This window comes from Streptomyces sp. NPDC056361 (genome assembly GCF_042262805.1).
Taxonomy (GTDB): domain Bacteria; phylum Actinomycetota; class Actinomycetes; order Streptomycetales; family Streptomycetaceae; genus Streptomyces.
This window is the reverse complement of sequence record NZ_JBHJQI010000049.1, coordinates 16,858-36,675: the sequence shown is the minus strand read 5'-3', so window position 1 is coordinate 36,675 and position 19,818 is coordinate 16,858. Positions and strand designations below refer to the sequence as shown.

Here is a 19,818-nt window from a genome sequence, read left to right as displayed (position 1 = left end):
CACGGGCGGTTCCAGCGGGCGGTTCTAGCGGTCGATCTCCTCGAACGCCGACTCCCACTGGTCGAGCACGTGCGGCAGTGCCAGGTGCGCGACGTGCTCACGCCCGGCGCTGCCGTACCGCTGCCGCAGCTCGCCGTCGTCCATGAGCTCGCCGAGCGCGGCGGCCAGACCCGGCACGTCCGCCGGCGGGACCAGGGTGCCGGTGACGCCGTCCGCGACGAGCTCCCGGACACCGCCGGAGACGTCGAAGCTCACGCACGGCACACCGCAGGCGGCGGCCTCGGCCAGCGCCATCGGCCGGCCCTCGCGCTCACTGCTGATCGCGACGATGGACAGCTCGCGGTAGGCGGACGCCATGTCCTTGGCCGTGCCGCGGAAGACGACCTGGTCGGCGACGCCGAGGTCGGCGGCGGTCATCCGCAGCTCGCTCTCCAGCGGACCCTCGCCGAAGAGGTGCAGCTCCCAGCCCTCGCGGCCCTTGTGGGCCTGCGCGAAGGCCTCGATCATCCGGTCGTACCGCTTGATCGGGTCGAGACGGCCGACCGCACCGATCTTGCGGGTGTCGAGCGGGGCCTTCTCGTCCGGGTAGAACGGCAGCGGGTTCGGCATGACCCGCACGTTCGGCACGCGCTGGTTGACGAACTCGACCGCGTCGCCCTCGGAGAGCACCAGCGTCTGCTCGAGCTCCGGGTAGTGACGCCGGATCAGCGACAGGTTGGCGCTGCGCTTCGCCTGCGCGAAGGACTCGTGGTACTGCCCGATGCCCTTCAGGTGCCGCCACTTCAGCGGCATGATCCAGTCCACCGCCCACGGCGAGCCGAAGACGATGTAGCCGTCCCGCACCTCGGCGAGCTTCCGCTCCAGCTCCGCGCGCGCGTGGTCGCGCTCGGCCCTGGCCCGCCGGGTCTCGGCGCGCCGCGCCAGGCTGAGCCGGTCCCCGACCGTGCGCACGGGCGACTTGGGCTCGACGGGCGCCGGGTAGAGCGTCGTGTGCCGGTAGGTGCGCTCGGCGTTGTACGGGAAGGGCTCGGGGCTCGGGCGGATGCCGATCAGCTCCACCCGGTGACCGCGCTCCCCCATGCCCTGGGCGAGGGTGTGCAGCACCCGCTGGGATCCGCCCATCGAGTCGACGTCGATGCCGACGAAGAACACGTTCTTGCGGGCAGGGGAGGCCTCAGTCATGGGTGCCGCCTTCGAAAAAAGCGTCGACCACCATCTTGCTGGCGTGGCCGGTCTCGTACGAGCAGAACATTTCCTGGAAGCGCGCGTACCGCTGCGCGTGCCGCTCCTGGACGCCGTCCAGGTCCCGCACGGCGGCCGCGAGGTCCTCGGTGGTCGTCAGCATCGGACCGGGCGCGATCTCTTCGAGGTCGTAGTACGTGCCGCGGTCGCCGCCCCGGTAGGCCTCGTAGTCGTCCGTGTAGAGCAGGATCGGACGGCCGGTGTTGGCGTAGTCGAACATCAGCGACGAGTAGTCCGTGAGGACCGCGTCCGACAGCAGCATCAGGTCGTTGATGTCGGCGAACGTGGACCCGTCGCGGAGGAAGTGACCGAGCTCCGGGGCGATCTTGAAGTTGTCGTACGGGTGGGTGCGCACCACGATGACCCACTCGTCGGACAGGTACGGGGCCAGCTCCTCGAAGTCCACCCGGACCGACTGGCCCGTGCGGCGCGCCGCGTCGCGGAACGTCGGGGCGTAGAGCAGCACCTTGCGGTCGGCCGGGATGTGCAGGGCCTCGCGGGCGGCGGCCACCCTGGCCTGCTGCTCCGGCTCGGCCCAGCGCACCAGCACGTCGTTGCGCGGGTAGCCGGAGCGGATCAGGTCGGCCGAGACCTCGAAGGCCGGCACGAAGGTCCGCTCGAACTCGGCGCTCGGGCAGACCAGCGCGTCCCAGCGGGCCACGCCCGCCCGGAACTGCTCCTGCTCGGCGGCCGACGCCTGGCGCAGCGACGGCACGTCGAAGCCCATCGCCTTGAACGTCTGCCCGTGCCACGTCTGCAGGTACCGGGTGCCCTTCGGCTTCGGGTACAGGTACGGCAGGTTGTGGGAGTCCACCCAGTACGTGGCCCGGGCCAGCGCGCGACCGTACGCGAAGCTGCCGCGCCGGACGACCGGGACGCCCTTCGGGAACGAGGCACGGTTGCCGGAGTACACCCAGACCACGTCGATCGGGAGGTTCCGGCGCTTGAGCTCCTCGTAGATGTAACGGGGGTTGTCCGCGTAACCGCGGCCCTCCATCGCCTCGAAGACGGCGAGGCTGCGCTTGCGCGGCAGCTTGGAGACGACGTCGTACGCCGTGGCCTTGCCCTCGTTGCCGACGAGGATCTTCTTGACCTTGCCGACCTTGGCCTTCGCCTTGCGGGCGTACGGGCCGAGCGGTTCGAGCGACTTGAGGACGCCGGACCGCTGCCAGGTCACCTCCAGGCGGCCGGCACCCTTCTGCTCCGCCTTGACGCGGAGGTAGTGGATGCCGAACTTGTGGTACGTCACGGTGGCGCGGTAGTCGGGCTGGTCGTGCTCGGCCAGCAGGACGTCCGTGCGGTGGGCGCCGTCGCGCTCCAGGGCGACGACCGGGTGCCTGCGGGTCGCCACGCCGACCTTGCCGACCGGCACCTTGCGCAGGTCGAGCTCGGCCGCGGACACGTACTGCCCGTCGCCGTCGGGGCGGAGGACCAGCGGCACCGACAGCGGCTTCTTGTGGGCGGCCAGCTTGATCGAGGCCACGGTGCCGTCGGTGATCAGACCCGCCGGGTCGTACGTGCGGATCTCCAAGCACAGGACCGGGCCGCGCATCTTCACGGAGGTCAGCTCGTGGCGGAGACGGCCGCTGGTGAGGACCTGGCGGCCCATGTGCCACTCGCTGATGTCCAGCTCGGCGCGGCTCGCGTCGTCGGCGGGGGCGACGGCACCCCAGTAGGCGGCCCCGTCCACCTCGGTCACGAAGCGGGGGGCGAGCTGCGGACGGCCCAGCTGGCGGGCGGCGACCTGGAGTTCCTCCAGGCGGCCGGTGCGCAGCAGGTGGATGCAGATGCGCTCCTCGCGGGAGAGCCGGGCGTAGGTCTCGTCCGCGATCTCGTCGAGGTACGGGCTGACCACGTCGGCGAACTCGGCGATCCACTCGAGGTCGCGGAAGACCAGGTCGCCCAGGTACAGGCGGAAGTCGTGGCGGAGGAACTTGTAGTCCTTCTCGGCGCGCAGACCCGCGCGGCCGGTCTCCTCGAACCATGCGTCGATCAGCCGGGCGACGCCGATGCGGTCCACCACGTTCTGGATCTTGTGGCGGCTGGAGGAGATGGAGACGCTCTCCGGCGCGAGGCGCCAGGTGTAGACGGACCACGGGACGACGGCGAAGGACTCCGCGAGCGAGAAGGCCTGCGCGGAGAACAGCTGGTCCTCGTAGTGGATGCCCTCGGGGAAGGTGAGGGCGTTGTCCCGGATGAAGGCGGTCCGGTAGAGCTTGTTCGTCGACAGGTGGTCGAAGAAGTACTCGGGCCGCTCGGCGATGCCGTTCACGACCCGGCGCTCGGTGAAGAGGTGCGGGTACCAGAGGCCGGTGGTGTTCGTCTCCTCGAAGAGACGGGTCACCTCGCCGGTCACGAAGTCGACGCCGGTCTCCTCGGCGACGAGGAGCAGGCTCTTGCATGCGTGCCGGGGCAGCTCGTCGTCGCTGTCCAGGAACATGACGTGCGGGGCGCGCGCGACCTCGATGCCGCGGTTGCGGGGCGCGCTGCAGCCGCCGCTGTTCTGCTCCAGGCGCACGTAGCGCACGCGCGGGTCGGAGGCTTCCAGAGAACGCGCGACGCGCTCGGTGCCATCGGTCGAACAGTCGTCGGCGATGATCACTTCGAGGTTGTTCAGGGTCTGGTCGAGCACCGACCGGACCGCTCGCGGGAGCCGTTCCTCATCGTTGTAGACGATGATGACGACGCTCACATCAGGGACGTCGTTAGTCGGCATCCAAGTCCTCTCACAAGTGCGTGCGGCCAATCCGGCGCCTGGCCGACTCGCCACGGCGCTGCCCGCGCCCCGGGTCACGGCGCGTGTCGGCTTCGGTGGTGTCGGGTGCCGCCCCAGCCTGTCCGATCAGCGCCACCCAGCGACCGGCAAGACTACCGGCGGGATGAATTGTTCCATAATTGCTCCGCCGCACCTTCGGTGATGTTCACCGCATCGCAAGGAGCCTCTTGAACCGTCCCGACAGCACCTGGCGGGCGCCGACCGCGCCCCCGGCGAGCCGGAGGACGAGCCCGCGCCGCGCCGAGGCCACCACCTGCACGAGCAGGGGCCGCCCGAGCCGTCCGGCGACGACGCCCCGCCGGCCCGCGAAGCCCCGCGGGGCCCGCACCTCGACACGCCCGGTCGAGCCGTCCTCGTACCGCAGCTCGGCGTGGAGCGACCACGCGGCGAGTCGGCCCGGCCGGAGCAGCCGCGCGGTCGGCACCCGCACGGTGGCGGTCCAGCCCCCGGCGGCGGGGACCAGCGGCGCCTCGACCGGCAGTTCCTCCGCCGACACCCGCTCGGTGAACTCCACCTTCAGGGCGGTGGGGCGCTGCGCGCCGACCCGGCCGTACAGGTCGTGCACGGTCAGGGTCAGCCGGGTCGTCCCGCCGACGGCCACCTCCCCGTCCACGGCGACCGGCAGCTCGGCCGGCGCCAGCTCCGCGAGACCGTCCAGCGGTACGTCGGCGGGGGCGGCGGCCAGCACCGGGGTGCCGTCCTCGGCACGGGGGTACGGGGGGACCAGCCTGGGCGTGGGCGCGGCCAGCTCGACGAACCGGGTCAGCTCGCCGCCCTCGGGCGCGTCGACCAGGGCCGTGAGCGCGGCGTGCAGCCAGCGGGACGGCGCCTGCGCCGCCGCGACGGCGGCGGCGTCGAAACCGGCCAGGTGGGCGCGGGTCGCCTTCCACCAGTCGGTCCGGTAGGAACCCGTCCGCTGCGGCAGTTCGCGCAGGTACATGGGGAGGTCGTAGTCGAGGAACTTCGTCTGCGCGGCGAGGGCGAGCGCGGGGCGGTCCGCGGCGCGGAACACGTCGACGACGGCGGCGTGCGCGGCGATCCGGTGCTCCCAGTTCGCCAGCGAGGCGCGGCGCAGCGAGATCGACAGGGTCGCGGCCTGGCGCCGCACGTGCCACACGTACACCGGCACGTCGGTGACCGCCAGGCGCGGGGCGGCGGCCTGGACGCGGGCGCTGAAGACGAAGTCCTCGTAGTGGAAGGCGCCGTCGGGGAAGCGGATCGCGTGCGCGTCGAGGAAGTCGCGGCGGTAGAGCTTGTTGACGGACAGCGTGTCCAGGACGAACTCGGGGTGCTCCTCGATGCCCTCCAGCACGGTCCCCGGGAGCGTCGCCCCGTGCGAGACGTCGTACAGCGACGGCGCCCACACCGTCTCGCGACCCTCGGGCAGCTCACGCCGCACGCACACGCCGGCGACGACGTCCGCGCGCTCGGCGGTCGCGACGGCCAGCAGCCCGTCGACGGCGCCGGGCACCAGCAGGTCGTCGCTGTCCAGGAACAGGACGTACGGGTGGACCGCGGCGGCCACACCGTCGTTGCGGGGCGTCCCGCAGCCGCCGCTGTTCTCGGTCCGGATCAGCGGCCGGACCCTCGGTTCGTCCGCGAAACCTGCGAGCACCCCGGGCGTGTCGTCCCCGGACGCGTCGTCCACGACGACGACCTCGCCGACCGCGTCCCCCTGCGCGAGGGCGGACCGGATCGCGTCGCCGACGTGCACCGCGTCGTTGTAGGCGATGACGACGACACTGACACGGTCCGGGACCTGCGGGGGGGCACTCTCGCTCACCCGAGAATCCTACGGGAGCCCCTCCCCCACCCGGCCCGCCCCCGAAACCGCGGGGGCTGGCCGGACGGACCCGGGCAATCGGCCCCAGGGGGCCTCACCGGCGTCGGGCGGCTGCGCCGGACTCCGACCGGCAGAGGGGCACAGCGCCCGGACCCGCTAGAACGGGTCGAACTCGTCGTACTCGCGCTGGGCGTCGTCGCGGGCGGCGTCACGGTCGCGGCGGCGCTGGGCGGCGGGGCGGGGGGCTTCGAGGCGGTGGGCAGAACCCACTCCCGCCCCCCTCACACGGCTCGGCCCCAGGGGGCCTCACCGGCGTCGGGCGGCTGCGCCGGACTCCGACCGGCGGAGGGGCGCAGCGCCCGGACCCGCTAGAACGGGTCGAACTCGTCGTACTCGCGCTGGGCGTCGTCGCGGGCGGCGTCGCGGTCGCGGCGGCGCTGGGCGGCGGGGCGGGGGGCTTCGAGGCGGTGGTCCTCGCCGCGGCGGCCGAGCATTTCGGCGCCGGCCATCATCGAGGGTTCCCAGTCGAAGACGACGGCGTTGTCGTCGGAGCCGATGGCGACGCCGTCGCCGGCGCGGGCGCCGGCCTTGAGGAGGCGGTCCTCGACGCCGAGGCGGTTGAGGCGGTCGGCGAGGTAGCCGACGGCCTCGTCGTTGTTGAAGTCGGTCTGGCGGACCCAGCGCTCGGGCTTCTCGCCGCGCACCCGGTAGACGTCCTCGGCCTCGTCGTAGATGACGGTGAAGCCGGCGTCGTCGACGGCCTTCGGGCGGATGACGATGCGGGTCGCCTCCTCCACCGGCTTGGCCGCGCGCGCCTCGCCGACGATGCCGGCGAGGGCGAAGGAGAGCTCCTTGAGGCCCGTACGGGCGACTGCGGAGACCTCGAACACCTGGTAGCCGCGCTCTTCGAGCTCCGGGCGGATCATGTCCGCGAGGTCCTGGCCGTCCGGGATGTCGATCTTGTTGAGGACGACGATCCGGGGCCGGTCCTCGAGGCCGCCGTACTGCTTCAGCTCCTCCTCGATGATGTCGAGGTCGGAGACGGGGTCGCGGTCGGACTCCAGCGTCGCGGTGTCGAGGACGTGGACGAGGACGGAGCAGCGCTCGACGTGGCGCAGGAACTCCAGGCCCAGGCCGCGGCCCTGGCTGGCGCCGGGGATCAGGCCGGGCACGTCTGCGATCGTGTAGACGGTCGAGCCGGCGGTGACGACGCCCAGGTTCGGGACGAGCGTCGTGAAGGGGTAGTCGGCGATCTTCGGCTTGGCGGCCGAGAGCACGGAGATGAGCGAGGACTTGCCCGCGCTCGGGTAGCCGACCAGCGCCACGTCGGCGACCGTCTTGAGCTCCAGGACGACGTCGCCGGCCTCGCCGGGCTCGCCGAGGAGCGCGAAGCCGGGGGCCTTGCGGCGGGCCGAGGACAGGGCCGCGTTGCCGAGGCCGCCGCGGCCGCCCTGGCCGGCGATGAAGGTGGTGCCCTGGCCGACGAGGTCGGCGAGGACGTTGCCCTGCTTGTCGAGGACGACGGTGCCGTCGGGCACGGGCAGGACGAGGTCCTGGCCGTCCCTGCCGGAGCGGTTGTCGCCGGCGCCGGGCTGGCCGTTGGTGGCCTTGCGGTGCGGCGAGTGGTGGTACTCGAGCAGCGTGGTGATCGCCTGGTCGACGACCAGGATCACGTCGCCGCCACGACCGCCGTTGCCGCCGTCGGGTCCGCCGAGCGGCTTGAACTTCTCCCGGTGAACGGAGGCGCAGCCGTGGCCTCCGTTACCCGCGGCGACGTGCAGCTCGACGCGGTCCACGAAGGTGGTCATGGGTGTGCCTCCAGAGAGTTACGTGCGGAATGTCTATCTAGTAACACGCGAAAGGCGGACCCGCTTCCCGTACGGGAAGTGAGGTCCGCCTCCGCAAAGAGTTCCGATCAGGCGACCGGAACGATGTTCACGACCTTGCGGCCACGGTGGGTGCCGAACTGCACCGCACCGGCCTGCAGGGCGAACAGCGTGTCGTCGCCGCCACGGCCGACGCCCGCGCCCGGGTGGAAGTGGGTGCCGCGCTGGCGGACCAGGATCTCACCAGCGTTGACGGCCTGACCGCCGAAGCGCTTCACGCCGAGCCGCTGGGCATTGGAGTCGCGCCCGTTCCGGGTGGACGATGCGCCCTTCTTGTGTGCCATGTCTCAGTCCCTCTTACTTCGCAGCCGCGGGGATACCGGTGACCTTGATCGCCGTGTACTGCTGGCGGTGACCCTGGCGACGGCGGTAGCCGGTCTTGTTCTTGTAGCGCAGGATGTCGATCTTGGCGCCCTTGTGGTGGTCCACGACCTCGGCCGTGACCTTGATACCGGCCAGGACCCACGGGTCGCTGGTCACGGCGTCGCCGTCGACAACGAGCAGGGTCGAGAGCTCGACCGTGTCGCCAACCTTGGCAGTGGAAATCTTGTCAACCTCAACGATGTCGCCGACAGCAACCTTGTGCTGGCGACCACCGCTGCGCACGATGGCGTACACGCGGATCTCTCTCTCACTCGGGATGGGAACCTCTGAAGCCAGCCGCTCACACGGGCCCGGGGGCCCGCGGCGTTCCGGAATCGGACGAGCGGCCTCTCCCGACGAGCGGGAGGGAGGTGCTCAGAGGCGCGACGTGTCGATCAGACACGCCGACGGTCTAGGTTACGGGCGGCTGCCACAAGGGGTCAAATTCGCCCGAGCGGGTGCGGGCCGCCCCCGTGGAGGGACGGCCCGCACCCGGTGGATCAGTCCTGGGCCGGAGCCGTGGTCTTCTCCGCCGCCTTCTTGGCCGGGGCCTTCTTGGCGGTGGTCTTCTTGGCCGCGGTCTTCTTGGTCGCCGCCGTCTTCTTGGTGGCGGCCTTCTTGGCCGTGGCCTTCTTGGCGGTCTTGCGGGCCGCCGTCTTCTTGGCCGGGGCGGCCTCGGTGTCGGCGTCGGCCGGCGCCTCGGGGGCCTCGGCCGGAGCCGCGGTCACCACGACGACGGCGGCCTCCTCGGCGCCCGCGGGCGAACCGGCGGGAGCGGTGGCCTTGCGGACCACCCGGCGGCGGGCACGCGGCGCGGCGGCCACGGGGGCCTCCTCGACGACGGGCTCGGCGACCGGCTCCACGACGGGCTCCGGCTCCGGGGCGGTCTCGACGACCGGCTCGGCGACGACGACCGGCTCGGCGACGACCTCGGCGACCGTCTCCGTGGTGGAGACGACCGGGGAGGTCACCCGGCGGGTCGCGCGGCGGCGGCCGCGCGGGGCCGGGGCGGCGGTCTCCTCGACCACCGGCTCGGCCGGCGCCTCGGCGACGGGCGCGGGCTCCACGACCGGCGCCGGGGCGGCGACGGGCTCCGGCTCGTACACGACGGCCTCGGTCTCGACGACCGGCGCCGGGGCGACCGGGGCGGACACCCGGCGGGTCGCGCGGCGACGGCCGCGACCGCGCGTGGCGGCGGCCTCGGCCTCGGCGGCGGAGCCGTACAGCTCCTCGTCCGCGGCGATCGGCTCCGGCAGGGCGATCGGGGCGGCGAGCTCCGCCGCGACCTCGGCCTCGGTCTCGACCTCGGTGTCGGCCTCCGGGGCCTCCACCTGCTCGTGCTCGTGCTCGTGGACGTGCTCGGCGCCGCCGCGGCCGCGCTTCTTCGAGCGCTTGCCGCCGCCACCGCCACCGGCGGTGGCCGGCTGCTCCATGTGCACGATGACGCCGCGGCCGTTGCAGTGGACGCAGGTCTCGGAGAAGGACTCCAGGAGGCCCTGGCCGACCCGCTTGCGGGTCATCTGCACCAGGCCGAGCGAGGTGACCTCGGCCACCTGGTGCTTGGTCCGGTCCCGGCCCAGGCACTCCAGGAGGCGGCGCAGCACCAGGTCGCGGTTGGACTCCAGGACCATGTCGATGAAGTCGATGACGACGATGCCGCCGAGGTCGCGCAGGCGCAGCTGGCGGACGATCTCCTCGGCCGCTTCGAGGTTGTTCCTCGTCACGGTCTCTTCGAGGTTGCCGCCCTGGCCGGTGAACTTGCCGGTGTTGACGTCGACGACGATCATCGCCTCGGTCTTGTCGATCACCAGCGAGCCGCCGGACGGCAGCCAGACCTTGCGGTCCAGCGCCTTCATGAGCTGCTCGTCGATCCGGTAGGTCGCGAAGACGTCGACCTCGCTGGTCCACTTGGACAGGCGGTCGGCCAGGTCGGGCGCGACGTGCGAGACGTACCCGTGGATGGTCTCCCACGCGTCGTCGCCGCTGACGATGACCTTGGAGAAGTCCTCGTTGAAGATGTCGCGGACGACGCGGACGGTCATGTCCGGCTCGCCGTAGAGCAGGCTCGGCGCGGACGTCGAGATCTGGGCGGCCTTCTTCTGGATGTCGGCCCACTGCGCCTGCAGGCGCTCGACGTCGCGGCGCAGCTCGTCCTCGCTCGCGCCCTCGGCGGCGGTGCGCACGATGACGCCCGCGTCCTCGGGGACGATCTTCTTGAGGATGGTCTTCAGGCGCGCGCGCTCGGTGTCCGGGAGCTTGCGGCTGATGCCGGTCATCGAGCCCTCGGGCACGTACACGAGGTAGCGGCCGGGCAGCGAGACCTGGCTGGTCAGGCGGGCGCCCTTGTGGCCGATCGGGTCCTTCGTGACCTGGACGAGGACCGACTGGCCGGACTTGAGGGCGCTCTCGATGCGGCGCGGGCCGTTGCCCATGCCGAGCGCCTCGAAGTTGACCTCACCGGCGTACAGGACGGCGTTGCGGCCCTTGCCGATGTCGACGAAGGCGGCCTCCATGGACGGCAGGACGTTCTGGACCTTGCCCAGGTAGACGTTGCCGACGTACGAGGTGGCCTGCTCCTTGTTGACGTAGTGCTCGACGAGCACGTTGTCTTCCAGGACGCCGATCTGGGTGCGCTCGCCGTTCTGGCGGACGACCATGACGCGCTCGACGGCCTCGCGGCGGGCGAGGAACTCGGCCTCGGTGATGATCGGGACGCGGCGGCGGCCCTGCTCGCGGCCTTCGCGGCGGCGCTGCTTCTTGGCCTCCAGGCGGGTCGAGCCCTTGATGGACTGGACCTCGTCGGCGCCGGTGCCGGGCTCGGCCTTCTCGCGGGCCGGGCGGGGCTCGCGGACCTTGACGACCGTGCGGACGCCCTCTTCGTCGGCGCCCTCGGCGTCGGCGGCGGCGTCCCCGCTGCGGCGGCGACGGCGGCGGCGACGACGGGAGCTGCTGGAACCGCCGGTGAAGCCCTCGGCCTCGTCCGACTCGTCCTCGCCGTCCTCGGCCTCCTCGGCCTCGTCCTCGGCGTGCGGCTCCTCGCCCTCCTCGGCCTCCTCGACCTCGGTGAGCTCACCGCGGCGGCGGCGGCGGCCACCGCGACGGCGACGGCGGGACGGGCGGTCCTCGTACTCGTCCGTCTCCTCGGCCTCGTCTGCCTCCTCGGCCTCGTCGGCGACGGCCTCGACCTCGGGCTCGTCGGCGACGGTGGCCGGGACGGGCTCGACGGCGACGGGCTCGCCGCGGCGGCGGCGGCGACGGCGGGAGCCGGTCTCGGCGCGCTCGGCGGGCTCCGGTGCCTCGACGGCCTCGACCTCGACCTCGGCCTCGACGACCTCGATCTCCTCGACCGTCTCGTCCTCCTCCGGCTCCACCGCGACGGCGGCGGCGGCCGCGGCGGCGGTCTCCGGGGTCTGGAACATCGGCTCGGTGAAGACCGGGGCCTGGAAGACGGCGACGGACGGGCGCGCGGCGCGGCGCGACTCCCTGGCCGGGGCCGGCTCGGAGGTGAACTGCGGGGAGGTCGCGCGGCGGCGGCCGCGGCCGCGGGTGGCGGCGGTCTCGGCGGCGGCGACCTCGGCCTCTTCGGCGGCGATCTGCGCGACGGTGGACGACGGCAGCGACTCGCCGGCGGCGGCCTCGGTGGCCACCTCGGGGGAGGTGGCCTTGCGGGTGGCACGGCGGCGGGTGCGGGCCGGCGGCGCGGCCTCGGCCTCGACCGGGGCGGCCTCCACGACCGGCTCGACGGCCGGGGCGGCGGCCACGGGCTCCGCGGCCTCCGCGGCCTCCTCGGCGACGTCCGCGACGACGGCGGGGGCGGTGGCCTTGCGGGTCGCGCGGCGGCGGGTGCGGGCCGGCGGGGCGGCCTCCTCCACGGGCTCCTCGGCGACGGCCGGGGCGGCCTCGGTCGGCTCCGCGGGCTCCTCGGCGGCGGCCGGGGAGGTCACGGGCGAGGTGGCCTTGCGGGTGGCACGGCGGCGCGCGGGACGCGCCGGAGCGGCCTCGGCGGCCTCCTCGGCGACGACCGGGGCCTCGGCGACCGGGGCGACGGCCTCGGCCACGGGGGTCTCCACGGCCGCGGTCTCGACGACCGGGGCGGTGGCCTTGCGGATGGCACGGCGGCGGGTGCGGGCCGGCGGCGCGGCCTCGGCCTCGACCGGGGCGGCCTCCACGGCCGCGGCCTCGGGGGCCGCCGTGGTCTCGGCGGAATCGGCGGTCGCGCCCGTCACCGGCGGACCGGCGGGGCGGGAAGCGGCGCGGCGCCTGCGGCGCGGCGGCAGCTTGTCACCGGGGGCATTGGTGTCTTCGTTGGACTCGAGCATGCGGGGTTCTCCCGTCACGCTCCCGGGCGCCGCGCCTGGTTCCGGTCCGGCGGCACGGTCGCGCCTGTGGCGCGGTGCCGCCGTCCGGGGCGCGGGCGCCGCACGGGAGCTCTGTGTCTGGCTCGCCGGTTCCGTACGCCCTGTGCGGACGGCCTGGCGAAAGTCTCCTGGTCAGTGCGCTGCCCGACCCAGGTGGCTCCCGAGTGCCAGGGCTGCGCTACAACGACCGCTCCCTACGCGGTACCCGCACCCGGCGCCGTCGCAGAGGTGGTCGCGGCGGCCGTGGTAGAAGCGGCCGTGACTGCCTCGCGGTCGGGCGCGAGCGGGTCGGTCACCGTGCCGGACTCCTCGTCGAAGAGCCCCTGCGCCAGCCTGGTCACCGCAGCGGGGACCGGCGGCGCCAGGTCGGCCACAGCTCGGAGACCGGACAGGACGTCGTCGGGTCGCACGGCAGGTGTCACGTGCCGAACAACCAGGCGCAGTATCGCACAGGCGCTGTCCAGCGGCCTATCGCCCTGGGGATCGCCCTGGGGACGTGCTGCCGTCAGCTCGGTGACCGCTGAGCGGGCGTCGAAGGTACGGACGCCGTTCTTGGTCTTGCGCTGTACTTCCACCGTCTCGGCCGCGAGAAACGCCTCGACGGCCTTCGTCGCGTCCTCGACCGTGACGCCTTCGAGCCGGAGCTCCCACACGGAGGCGGTGAGCCGGTCGGCGAGTCCGGAGGTCCGGGCCTCGACGGCGTCGGTGATGTCGAGGCCCGCCGGCAGGGACTCGTCGAGCAGGGCCCGCAGCGTCTCGGGGTCGCGCGCCTGGGTCAGCGCGATCTCCAGGTACTCGGCCTCGGAGCCGGTACCCGTCGGGGCGGCGTTGGCGTACGACACCTTGGGGTGCGGGGTGAAGCCGGCCGAGTACGCCATGGGCACCTCGGCGCGGCGCAGCGCACGCTCGAAGGCGCGCTGGAAGTCACGGTGGCTGGTGAACCGGAGGCGGCCGCGCTTGGTGTAGCGCAGTCGGATGCGCTGCACCGCCGGTGCGGGCGGCGGGCCTTCGGGCTGTCGCTTGCCCAGTGGTTCTTCTCCTCGGTGCGGGGCGGCGCGGGTGGCGCCGTCCACGAGATGTACGGGTTGCCCTGGGGGTCCCGCCCGGTTCACCCCCGCTTTCGCAGGGAGATCTCGGGGGCGGGCGCCGCGCCGGGGACGTTCGTTGTACTACCCAGAGTACGCGCCCGGGCCGCTCCCGGTTCCCCGGGCTCGGTCATCCGTGCTCCGCCGACCAGGGCTCGCCAGGTGTCCCGGCGGGCCTCCCGCACGGTCGCGCGCGCCGAGGCGAGCGCGTCGCGGACGGTCGCGCGGCCCGACGCGAGCGCCTCCCGCACGCCGGCGCGTGCCGAGGCCAGTGCCTCCCGCGCCGCCCGCCCGACCGTGGCGGCGAGCCTGCGGGCCGGGGCCCACACGCGGTCCCGCGCCCAGCGCCCGGCCGGTCGGGCGATCCGCGTCCACGCCCAGGCGGCGGGCCGCCCGACCAGGTTCCACGCCACCCACTTCACCGCCCGTCCGACGGCCCGCGACACGAACCCGGCGACCCGCCAGCACATCCCGAGCGCGTCCCGCACCTCCCGCGCGACGGGCACCAGGATCCGCGTCCAGAGCCATCGGACGGGGACCACGACGCCGTACCGGCCCACCGGCACGACCACGTACCGCCACAGCCCCGCCCACGGCCACACGAACAGGGCCTTCGCCAGCCACACCGCCGTCACCGCCAGCCCGTGCCCGACCCGCGGGAGGAACCACCCGAGGCCCCGCCCGACCTGCCGGAACGCCCGGCCGATGCCCCGGCCCAGCGGGCTCAGCACGTACCGGTCGAGCCATACGGCGGGCACGACCACGCCGTACCGGAAGAGCGGGACGAGGAGGTGGCGGAAGAGCGCGGCGAGGGGGATGAGGACGAGCTTCTCCAGGAGGAACAGCAGCGCCGTGCCGAGTCGTGTGAGGACCTCCCGGTACAGCCAGGCGGCTGGTACCGCGATCCCGTACCGGCAGACGGGCACGACCACGTGGCGCCACAGCCCCACCCAGGGCCACACGAACACGGCCTTCCCCAGCCAGAGGCCGGCCGCGGACAGTCCCCGCCACAACCAACCGGCCCCGCCGGCGAGCCCGCGGCCCAGTCCGGTGAGCGACCAGGCGAGCCCGCGGCCCAACCCCGTGAGCGACCGGGCGAGCCCGCGGCCCACCCGGACGAAGAACCACGCCAACCCCCGCCCGGCCCCGGTGCACACCCGCGCGAGGCCTCGGCCCACCCCGCTGGACACCCACGCAATCCCGCGCCCCACGGGTGCCAGGACCGTGCGGTGCAGCCAGCGCGACGGGCGGGCCACCGTGTGGTGGAGGAGCCGGCCGATGCCGTGGCCGACGGCGGTGAGGACCCGGCGGAGACCGCGGTTCAGGCCGGTGAGCAGCCGGGTCAGGGCCCGTCCCGTGGGGCGGAGGAGGGTGCGGTGGAGGAAGTGGGCCACGGCCGTCAGGGCGTCCCAGGACATGCGGACGGGGAGGACGATCAGCAGCACGACGATCCGGACGGGGATGCGGATCAGTGCCGGCGGAGGCGACGGGTTCTCCATGGTCATGCCGGAAATGACGCAACGGCCCGGCGGAGGGTTTCCCCTCGCGCCGGGCCGTCGCCGGAGCGTTACCCGATCGGACTACTTGACGACCGACAGCGGCAGCAGCTTCTTGCCGGTGGGGCCGATCTGGATGTGGGTGTCCATCTGCGGGCAGACGCCGCAGTCGAAGCACGGGGTCCAGCGGCAGTCCTCGACCTCGGTCTCGTCGAGCGAGTCCTGCCAGTCCTCCCAGAGCCAGTCCTTGTCGAGACCGGAGTCCAGGTGGTCCCAGGGCAGGACCTCCTCGTAGGTCCGCTCGCGGGTGGTGTACCAGGCGACGTCGACCCCGAAGTCGGGAAGCGTCTTCTCGGCGCAGGCCATCCAGCGGTCGTACGAGAAGTGCTCGCGCCAGCCGTCGAAGCGGCCGCCGTCCTCGTAGACCGCGCGGATGACGGCACCGATGCGGCGGTCGCCGCGGGAGAGGAGGCCCTCGACGATGCCGGGCTTGCCGTCGTGGTAGCGGAAGCCGATGGAGCGGCCGTACTTCTTGTCGCCGCGGATCTTGTCGCGGAGCTTCCGCAGGCGCTCGTCGGTCTCCTCGGCGGAGAGCTGCGGGGCCCACTGGAAGGGGGTGTGCGGCTTGGGGACGAAGCCGCCGATGGAGACGGTGCAGCGGATGTCGTTCTGGCCGGAGACCTTGCGGCCCTCGGCGATCACGTTCATCGCCATGTCGGCGATCTGGAGGACGTCCTCGTCGGTCTCCGTCGGCAGGCCGCACATGAAGTACAGCTTCACCTGGCGCCAGCCGTTGCCGTACGCGGTGGAGACGGTCCGGATCAGGTCCTCCTCCGAGACCATCTTGTTGATGACCTTGCGCATGCGCTCGGAGCCGCCCTCGGGGGCGAAGGTGAGACCGGAGCGGCGGCCGTTCCTGGTCAGCTCGTTGGCGAGGTCGACGTTGAAGGCGTCCACGCGGGTCGAGGGCAGGGAGAGACCGACCTTGTCGTCCGTGTAGCGGTCGGCCAGGCCCTTCGCGATCTCACCGATCTCGGTGTGGTCCGCGGAGGAGAGCGAGAGGAGGCCGACCTCCTCGAAGCCGGTCGCCTTGAGACCCTTCTCGACCATCTCGCCGATGCCGGTGATGCTTCGCTCCCGCACGGGGCGCGTGATCATGCCGGCCTGGCAGAAGCGGCAGCCGCGGGTGCAGCCGCGGAAGATCTCGACGGACATGCGCTCGTGGACGGTCTCCGCGAGCGGCACGAGGGGCTGCTTCGGGTACGGCCACTCGTCGAGGTCCATGACGGTGTGCTTGGAGACGCGCCACGGCACGCCGGACTTGTTCGGCACGACGCGGCCGATGCGGCCGTCCGGCAGGTACTCGACGTCGTAGAAGCCCGGAATGTAGACCGAGCCGGTCTTCGCGAGGCGGAAGAGGACCTCCTCGCGCCCGCCCGGCCGGCCCTCCGCCTTCCACGCGCGGATGATCTCGGTCATGTCGAGGACGGCCTGCTCGCCGTCGCCGATGATCGCCGCGTCGATGAAGTCCGCGATCGGCTCGGGGTTGAAGGCGGCGTGGCCGCCGGCGAGCACGATCGGGTGGTCGACGGTCCGGTCCTTCGCCTCCAGCGGGATGCCGGCCAGGTCGAGGGCGGTGAGCATGTTCGTGTAGCCGAGCTCGGTGGAGAAGCTCAGGCCGAAGACGTCGAAGGCGCTCACCGGGCGGTGCGAGTCGACCGTGAACTGCGGTACGCCGTGCTCCCGCATCAGCTCTTCGAGGTCCGGCCACACGCTGTAGGTGCGCTCGGCGAGGACGCCCTCGCGCTCGTTCAGCACCTCGTACAGGATCATGACGCCCTGGTTGGGCAGGCCGACCTCGTACGCGTCCGGGTACATCAGCGCCCAGCGGACGTCGGCGGACTCCCAGGGCTTGACCGTGGAGTTCAGCTCTCCACCGACGTACTGAATCGGCTTCTGCACGTGCGGGAGCAGAGCTTCGAGCTGCGGGAAGACAGACTCGGCAGCAGACATCTCGAACCTTCGTGAGCTGGCAGGGGGGCGACTCTCAAGCGTACCCCGGTGCTCAGCGGGTCAGTGCCGACCGGATGTGCGGGGCCGAGGCCCGCGCCCACGCCGTGGGCAGCTCGCGCTCGGCGGCCGCGGCCGCCGCCTCCTCGCGGCCGTACAGAAGTCCCCAGGTGAAGGCCGATTCGCCGACCCCGTGGGCTTGGACGCCGAGCTCGCGCAGGGTGGTGCGGGCGACGACGGAGTCGTGGTGTTCGCCGAGGAGGGACTGGACGGCCTTGACGCGTTTCGCGAGGCGCTTGGCGGGCTTGCCGAGGGTGGGGCGGGCCGCGTCGGCGGCGTAGCGGGCGCGTTTGGCGGCCTTGCGGGCTTCGTGGAGGGCGAGGTCGCGCTCGTGGCCGGGGGCGAGGGAGAGGGCGTGTGCGATCCGGCGGCCGAGGCGGTCGTGGTCCGCGCGGACGGCGCGGGCGAGGACCTTGCGGGCGTCGTGGCGGGCGGCCTTGCGCAGCGGCGGGGCGGCGAGGAGCGCGTCGAGGGTGTCGAGGAGGGCGAGGTGGCGGGCGGAGTCGAGGGCGGCGAGGGCCTGGTGCCGGGCGCTCTTGGCGCGGGCGGCGTCCCGACGGCGCAGTCGGGCCCTGACCGGGCCGAGGACCAGGGCGGCGGGCAGGTCCGCGACGTGGGCGCGCAGGCGGGCGTCGAGGACTTCCTGGTCGCGGGCGACGCCGAGCTCCCCGGCGAGCCACTTCAGTTCGTCGCCGACGGGGTCGGTGACGTTCCGGTCGAGGACGCGGCGGTAGGTCTTGAAGGCGCTGCGCAGGCTGCGGCAGGCGACCCGCAGCTGGTGGACGGCGTCGGGGAGGTCGCGCCGTACGGCGGGGTCGAGGGCGGTGATCGCGTGGACCTGTTCCCGTGCGTAGGCGAGGACGGCGGCCGCGGCGGTGCCGGGTTCCGCGGGGGCGTCCGCCTCCCGGGGGCCGCCGCCCGTCTCGGCGAGGGCCCTGGCCAGCTTGGACGCGGAGGCGGAGGGGTGGATGCCGGCCTTCCCGAGGCGCTTGCCGATCGCGTCGAGGAGCGCCGGGTCGGGTGCGCCGGGGCTGCCGGGGCCGTCCGGGCCGTCGGCGAGTTCCACCTCGATCTCGGTCCAGCCGGTCTCCGGGCCGTCCGGCAGCCGTGCGGCGTGCACGGTGTCGACGGAGAGTTCGGCGAGGAGGGTGCCGTCGGCGGCGAGGAGGTGGCGGACGTCCCGGGCCGAGCGGAGGCGTACGACGGGGACGACCGCGCCGGTCCGGACCCGGGAGCGAAGGAGCCCCGCCAGCTCACCCGGCAGGGTGTCGCCGAGCGGGGCCCTGATCTCGTCGCGGATGCCGGCGGCGACGGGGAACTTGGCGTGCCAGCCGGCGTCGCTCCCGCCGGTGCGGCGGCGGAGGGTGACCGAGTCGGCGGCGAGGCGCAGGTCGGGCGTGTCGTAGTAGACGGCGTCCAGTTCCATGACGCCCCGGTCCACGACCCGGGCGATCCCGGGGACCTCGGTGAGGTCCGGTAGCGGAGTCTCCCCGGTGGCTTCGTACTTCCGCTCGATCTCGCGCTTCGTCTCGGCCATACCTCGAATCTAGTCGCCGTCAGGCCGTCATCGGACGTTGGACGCGGATCGACTGGAGCAGTCCGATCGCCACCCAGACCGCGAACATCGACGAGCCGCCGTACGAGACGAACGGCAGCGGCAGGCCGGCGACCGGCATGATGCCGAGGGTCATGCCGATGTTCTCGAAGGACTGGAAGGCGAACCAGGCGATGATGCCGGCCGCGACGACGGTGCCGTAGAGCTCGGTGGTCTCGCGGGCGATCCGGCAGGAGCGCCAGAGGATGACGCCGAGGAGGACGAGGATCAGTCCGGCGCCGACGAAGCCGAGCTCCTCCCCCGCGACCGTGAAGACGAAGTCGGTCTGCTGTTCGGGGACGAACTGGCCGGTGGTCTGGGACCCCTTGAAGAGGCCGGAGCCGAGGAGGCCGCCGGAACCGATGGCGATCCGGGCCTGGTTGGTGTTGTAGCCGACGCCGGAGGGGTCGAGGTCGGGGTTGGCGAAGGCGGCGAAGCGGTTGATCTGGTACTCGTCGAGCATGCCGAGCGTGGTGACGAGGACCGCGCCGAGGACGCCCGCGCCGATCAGGCCGAGGACCCACCGGTTGGAGGCGCCGGAGGCGAGGAGCACGCCGAGCACGATGACGGCCATGACCATGACCGAGCCGAGGTCGGGCATCAGCATGACGATGCCCATGGGGAGGGCCGCGAGGGCGAGGGCCTTGGCGACGGTGCGGTGGTCGGGGTGGAGCTGGTCGCCGGCGTCGACCTTCGCGGCGAGCAGCATCGCCATGACCAGGATGATCGTGATCTTCACGAACTCGCTGGGCTGGAGGGAGAAGCCGCCGCCGACGACGATCCACGCGTGGGCGCCGTTGATGGTGGCGCCGAGCGGGGTGAGGACGGCGAGGATCAGCACGATCGACAGCGTGTAGAGGATCGGCACGGCGCCGCGCAGGGTGCGGTGGCCGAGCCAGATCGTGCCGATCATCAGGGCGAGGCCGATGCCGGTGTTGAGCAGGTGCCGGAAGAGGAAGTAGTACGGGTCGCCGTTGTTGAGCTCGGTGCGGCCGCGGGTGGCGGACCAGACGAGCAGGGATCCGATGCCGGAGAGCGCGAGCGCCGAGAGCAGGATCGGCCAGTCGAGCCGGCGGAGCACCGAGTCGCGGGCCGCCAGCTTGGCGAGGGTCCCGCGCTCGGGTGCGTACCGGGAGACGGAGAAGCCGTGGGGTGCGGTCATGGT

The 19,818-nt window shown here is 73.0% G+C and carries 12 protein-coding genes; all 12 read right to left on the bottom strand.

Annotated features, from left to right (window positions below; translation table 11 throughout):
* Positions 1 to 24: 24 nt before the first annotated feature.
* Positions 25 to 1,182: a glycosyltransferase gene (locus tag ACFCY7_RS18115; protein ID WP_376486049.1), complete on the bottom strand. Its 1,158-nt coding sequence runs from the start codon at positions 1,180 to 1,182 to the stop codon at positions 25 to 27.
* Complete coding sequence (locus ACFCY7_RS18110; protein WP_376486047.1) at positions 1,175 to 3,958, bottom strand: CDP-glycerol glycerophosphotransferase family protein; 2,784 nt, start codon at positions 3,956 to 3,958, stop codon at positions 1,175 to 1,177. The genes ACFCY7_RS18115 and ACFCY7_RS18110 overlap by 8 nt, the downstream gene beginning before the upstream one ends.
* A gap of 205 nt (positions 3,959 to 4,163) precedes the next feature.
* Positions 4,164 to 5,801 carry a glycosyltransferase gene (locus ACFCY7_RS18105; RefSeq protein ID WP_376486045.1) on the bottom strand — a complete coding sequence of 546 codons (1,638 nt, stop codon included), beginning with the start codon at positions 5,799 to 5,801 and terminating at the stop codon, positions 4,164 to 4,166.
* 368 nt (positions 5,802 to 6,169) lie between these two features.
* Positions 6,170 to 7,609 carry a GTPase ObgE gene (gene obgE, locus ACFCY7_RS18100; RefSeq protein ID WP_376486043.1) on the bottom strand — a complete coding sequence of 480 codons (1,440 nt, stop codon included), beginning with the start codon at positions 7,607 to 7,609 and terminating at the stop codon, positions 6,170 to 6,172.
* A gap of 107 nt (positions 7,610 to 7,716) precedes the next feature.
* The gene (gene rpmA, locus ACFCY7_RS18095) at positions 7,717 to 7,971 is read right to left on the bottom strand and encodes a 50S ribosomal protein L27 (RefSeq protein ID WP_003976205.1); all 255 of its coding nucleotides are present in this window, start codon (positions 7,969 to 7,971) and stop codon (positions 7,717 to 7,719) included.
* Positions 7,972 to 7,984: 13 nt separating this feature from the next.
* On the bottom strand, positions 7,985 to 8,305 hold the full coding sequence (gene rplU / locus ACFCY7_RS18090; RefSeq protein WP_015033583.1) for a 50S ribosomal protein L21: 321 nt from the start codon (positions 8,303 to 8,305) through the stop codon (positions 7,985 to 7,987).
* A 245-nt stretch (positions 8,306 to 8,550) separates the two neighbouring features.
* On the bottom strand, positions 8,551 to 12,369 hold the full coding sequence (locus ACFCY7_RS18085; RefSeq protein ID WP_376486039.1) for an Rne/Rng family ribonuclease: 3,819 nt from the start codon (positions 12,367 to 12,369) through the stop codon (positions 8,551 to 8,553).
* A 233-nt stretch (positions 12,370 to 12,602) separates the two neighbouring features.
* Positions 12,603 to 13,394, bottom strand: coding sequence for a TIGR03936 family radical SAM-associated protein (locus ACFCY7_RS18080; protein WP_376486084.1), 792 nt, complete (start codon positions 13,392 to 13,394; stop codon positions 12,603 to 12,605).
* A gap of 122 nt (positions 13,395 to 13,516) precedes the next feature.
* Positions 13,517 to 14,998, bottom strand: coding sequence for a hypothetical protein (locus ACFCY7_RS18075; RefSeq protein WP_376486036.1), 1,482 nt, complete (start codon positions 14,996 to 14,998; stop codon positions 13,517 to 13,519).
* Positions 14,999 to 15,073: 75 nt separating this feature from the next.
* Positions 15,074 to 17,002, bottom strand: a complete 1,929-nt coding sequence (locus ACFCY7_RS18070; RefSeq protein ID WP_376486035.1) for a TIGR03960 family B12-binding radical SAM protein — start codon at positions 17,000 to 17,002, stop codon at positions 15,074 to 15,076.
* A 52-nt stretch (positions 17,003 to 17,054) separates the two neighbouring features.
* Entirely contained in the window at positions 17,055 to 18,596 is a 1,542-nt protein-coding gene (locus tag ACFCY7_RS18065) for a CHAD domain-containing protein (RefSeq protein WP_376486033.1), read from the bottom strand.
* A 19-nt stretch (positions 18,597 to 18,615) separates the two neighbouring features.
* Positions 18,616 to 19,815, bottom strand: coding sequence for a rod shape-determining protein RodA (gene rodA, locus ACFCY7_RS18060; protein WP_376486031.1), 1,200 nt, complete (start codon positions 19,813 to 19,815; stop codon positions 18,616 to 18,618).
* Between the last annotated feature and the right edge of the window lie 3 nt (positions 19,816 to 19,818).

Coding starts and splice junctions, on each gene's coding strand:
- ACFCY7_RS18115 (WP_376486049.1), bottom strand. CDS start 1,182: ATGACTGAGGCCTCCCCTGCCCGCAAGAACGTGTTCTTCGTCGGCATC.
- ACFCY7_RS18110 (WP_376486047.1), bottom strand. CDS start 3,958: ATGCCGACTAACGACGTCCCTGATGTGAGCGTCGTCATCATCGTCTAC.
- obgE (WP_376486043.1), bottom strand. CDS start 7,609: ATGACCACCTTCGTGGACCGCGTCGAGCTGCACGTCGCCGCGGGTAAC.
- rpmA (WP_003976205.1), bottom strand. CDS start 7,971: ATGGCACACAAGAAGGGCGCATCGTCCACCCGGAACGGGCGCGACTCC.
- ACFCY7_RS18085 (WP_376486039.1), bottom strand. CDS start 12,369: ATGCTCGAGTCCAACGAAGACACCAATGCCCCCGGTGACAAGCTGCCG.
- ACFCY7_RS18075 (WP_376486036.1), bottom strand. CDS start 14,998: ATGACCATGGAGAACCCGTCGCCTCCGCCGGCACTGATCCGCATCCCC.
- ACFCY7_RS18070 (WP_376486035.1), bottom strand. CDS start 17,002: ATGTCTGCTGCCGAGTCTGTCTTCCCGCAGCTCGAAGCTCTGCTCCCG.
- ACFCY7_RS18065 (WP_376486033.1), bottom strand. CDS start 18,596: ATGGCCGAGACGAAGCGCGAGATCGAGCGGAAGTACGAAGCCACCGGG.
- rodA (WP_376486031.1), bottom strand. CDS start 19,815: ATGACCGCACCCCACGGCTTCTCCGTCTCCCGGTACGCACCCGAGCGC.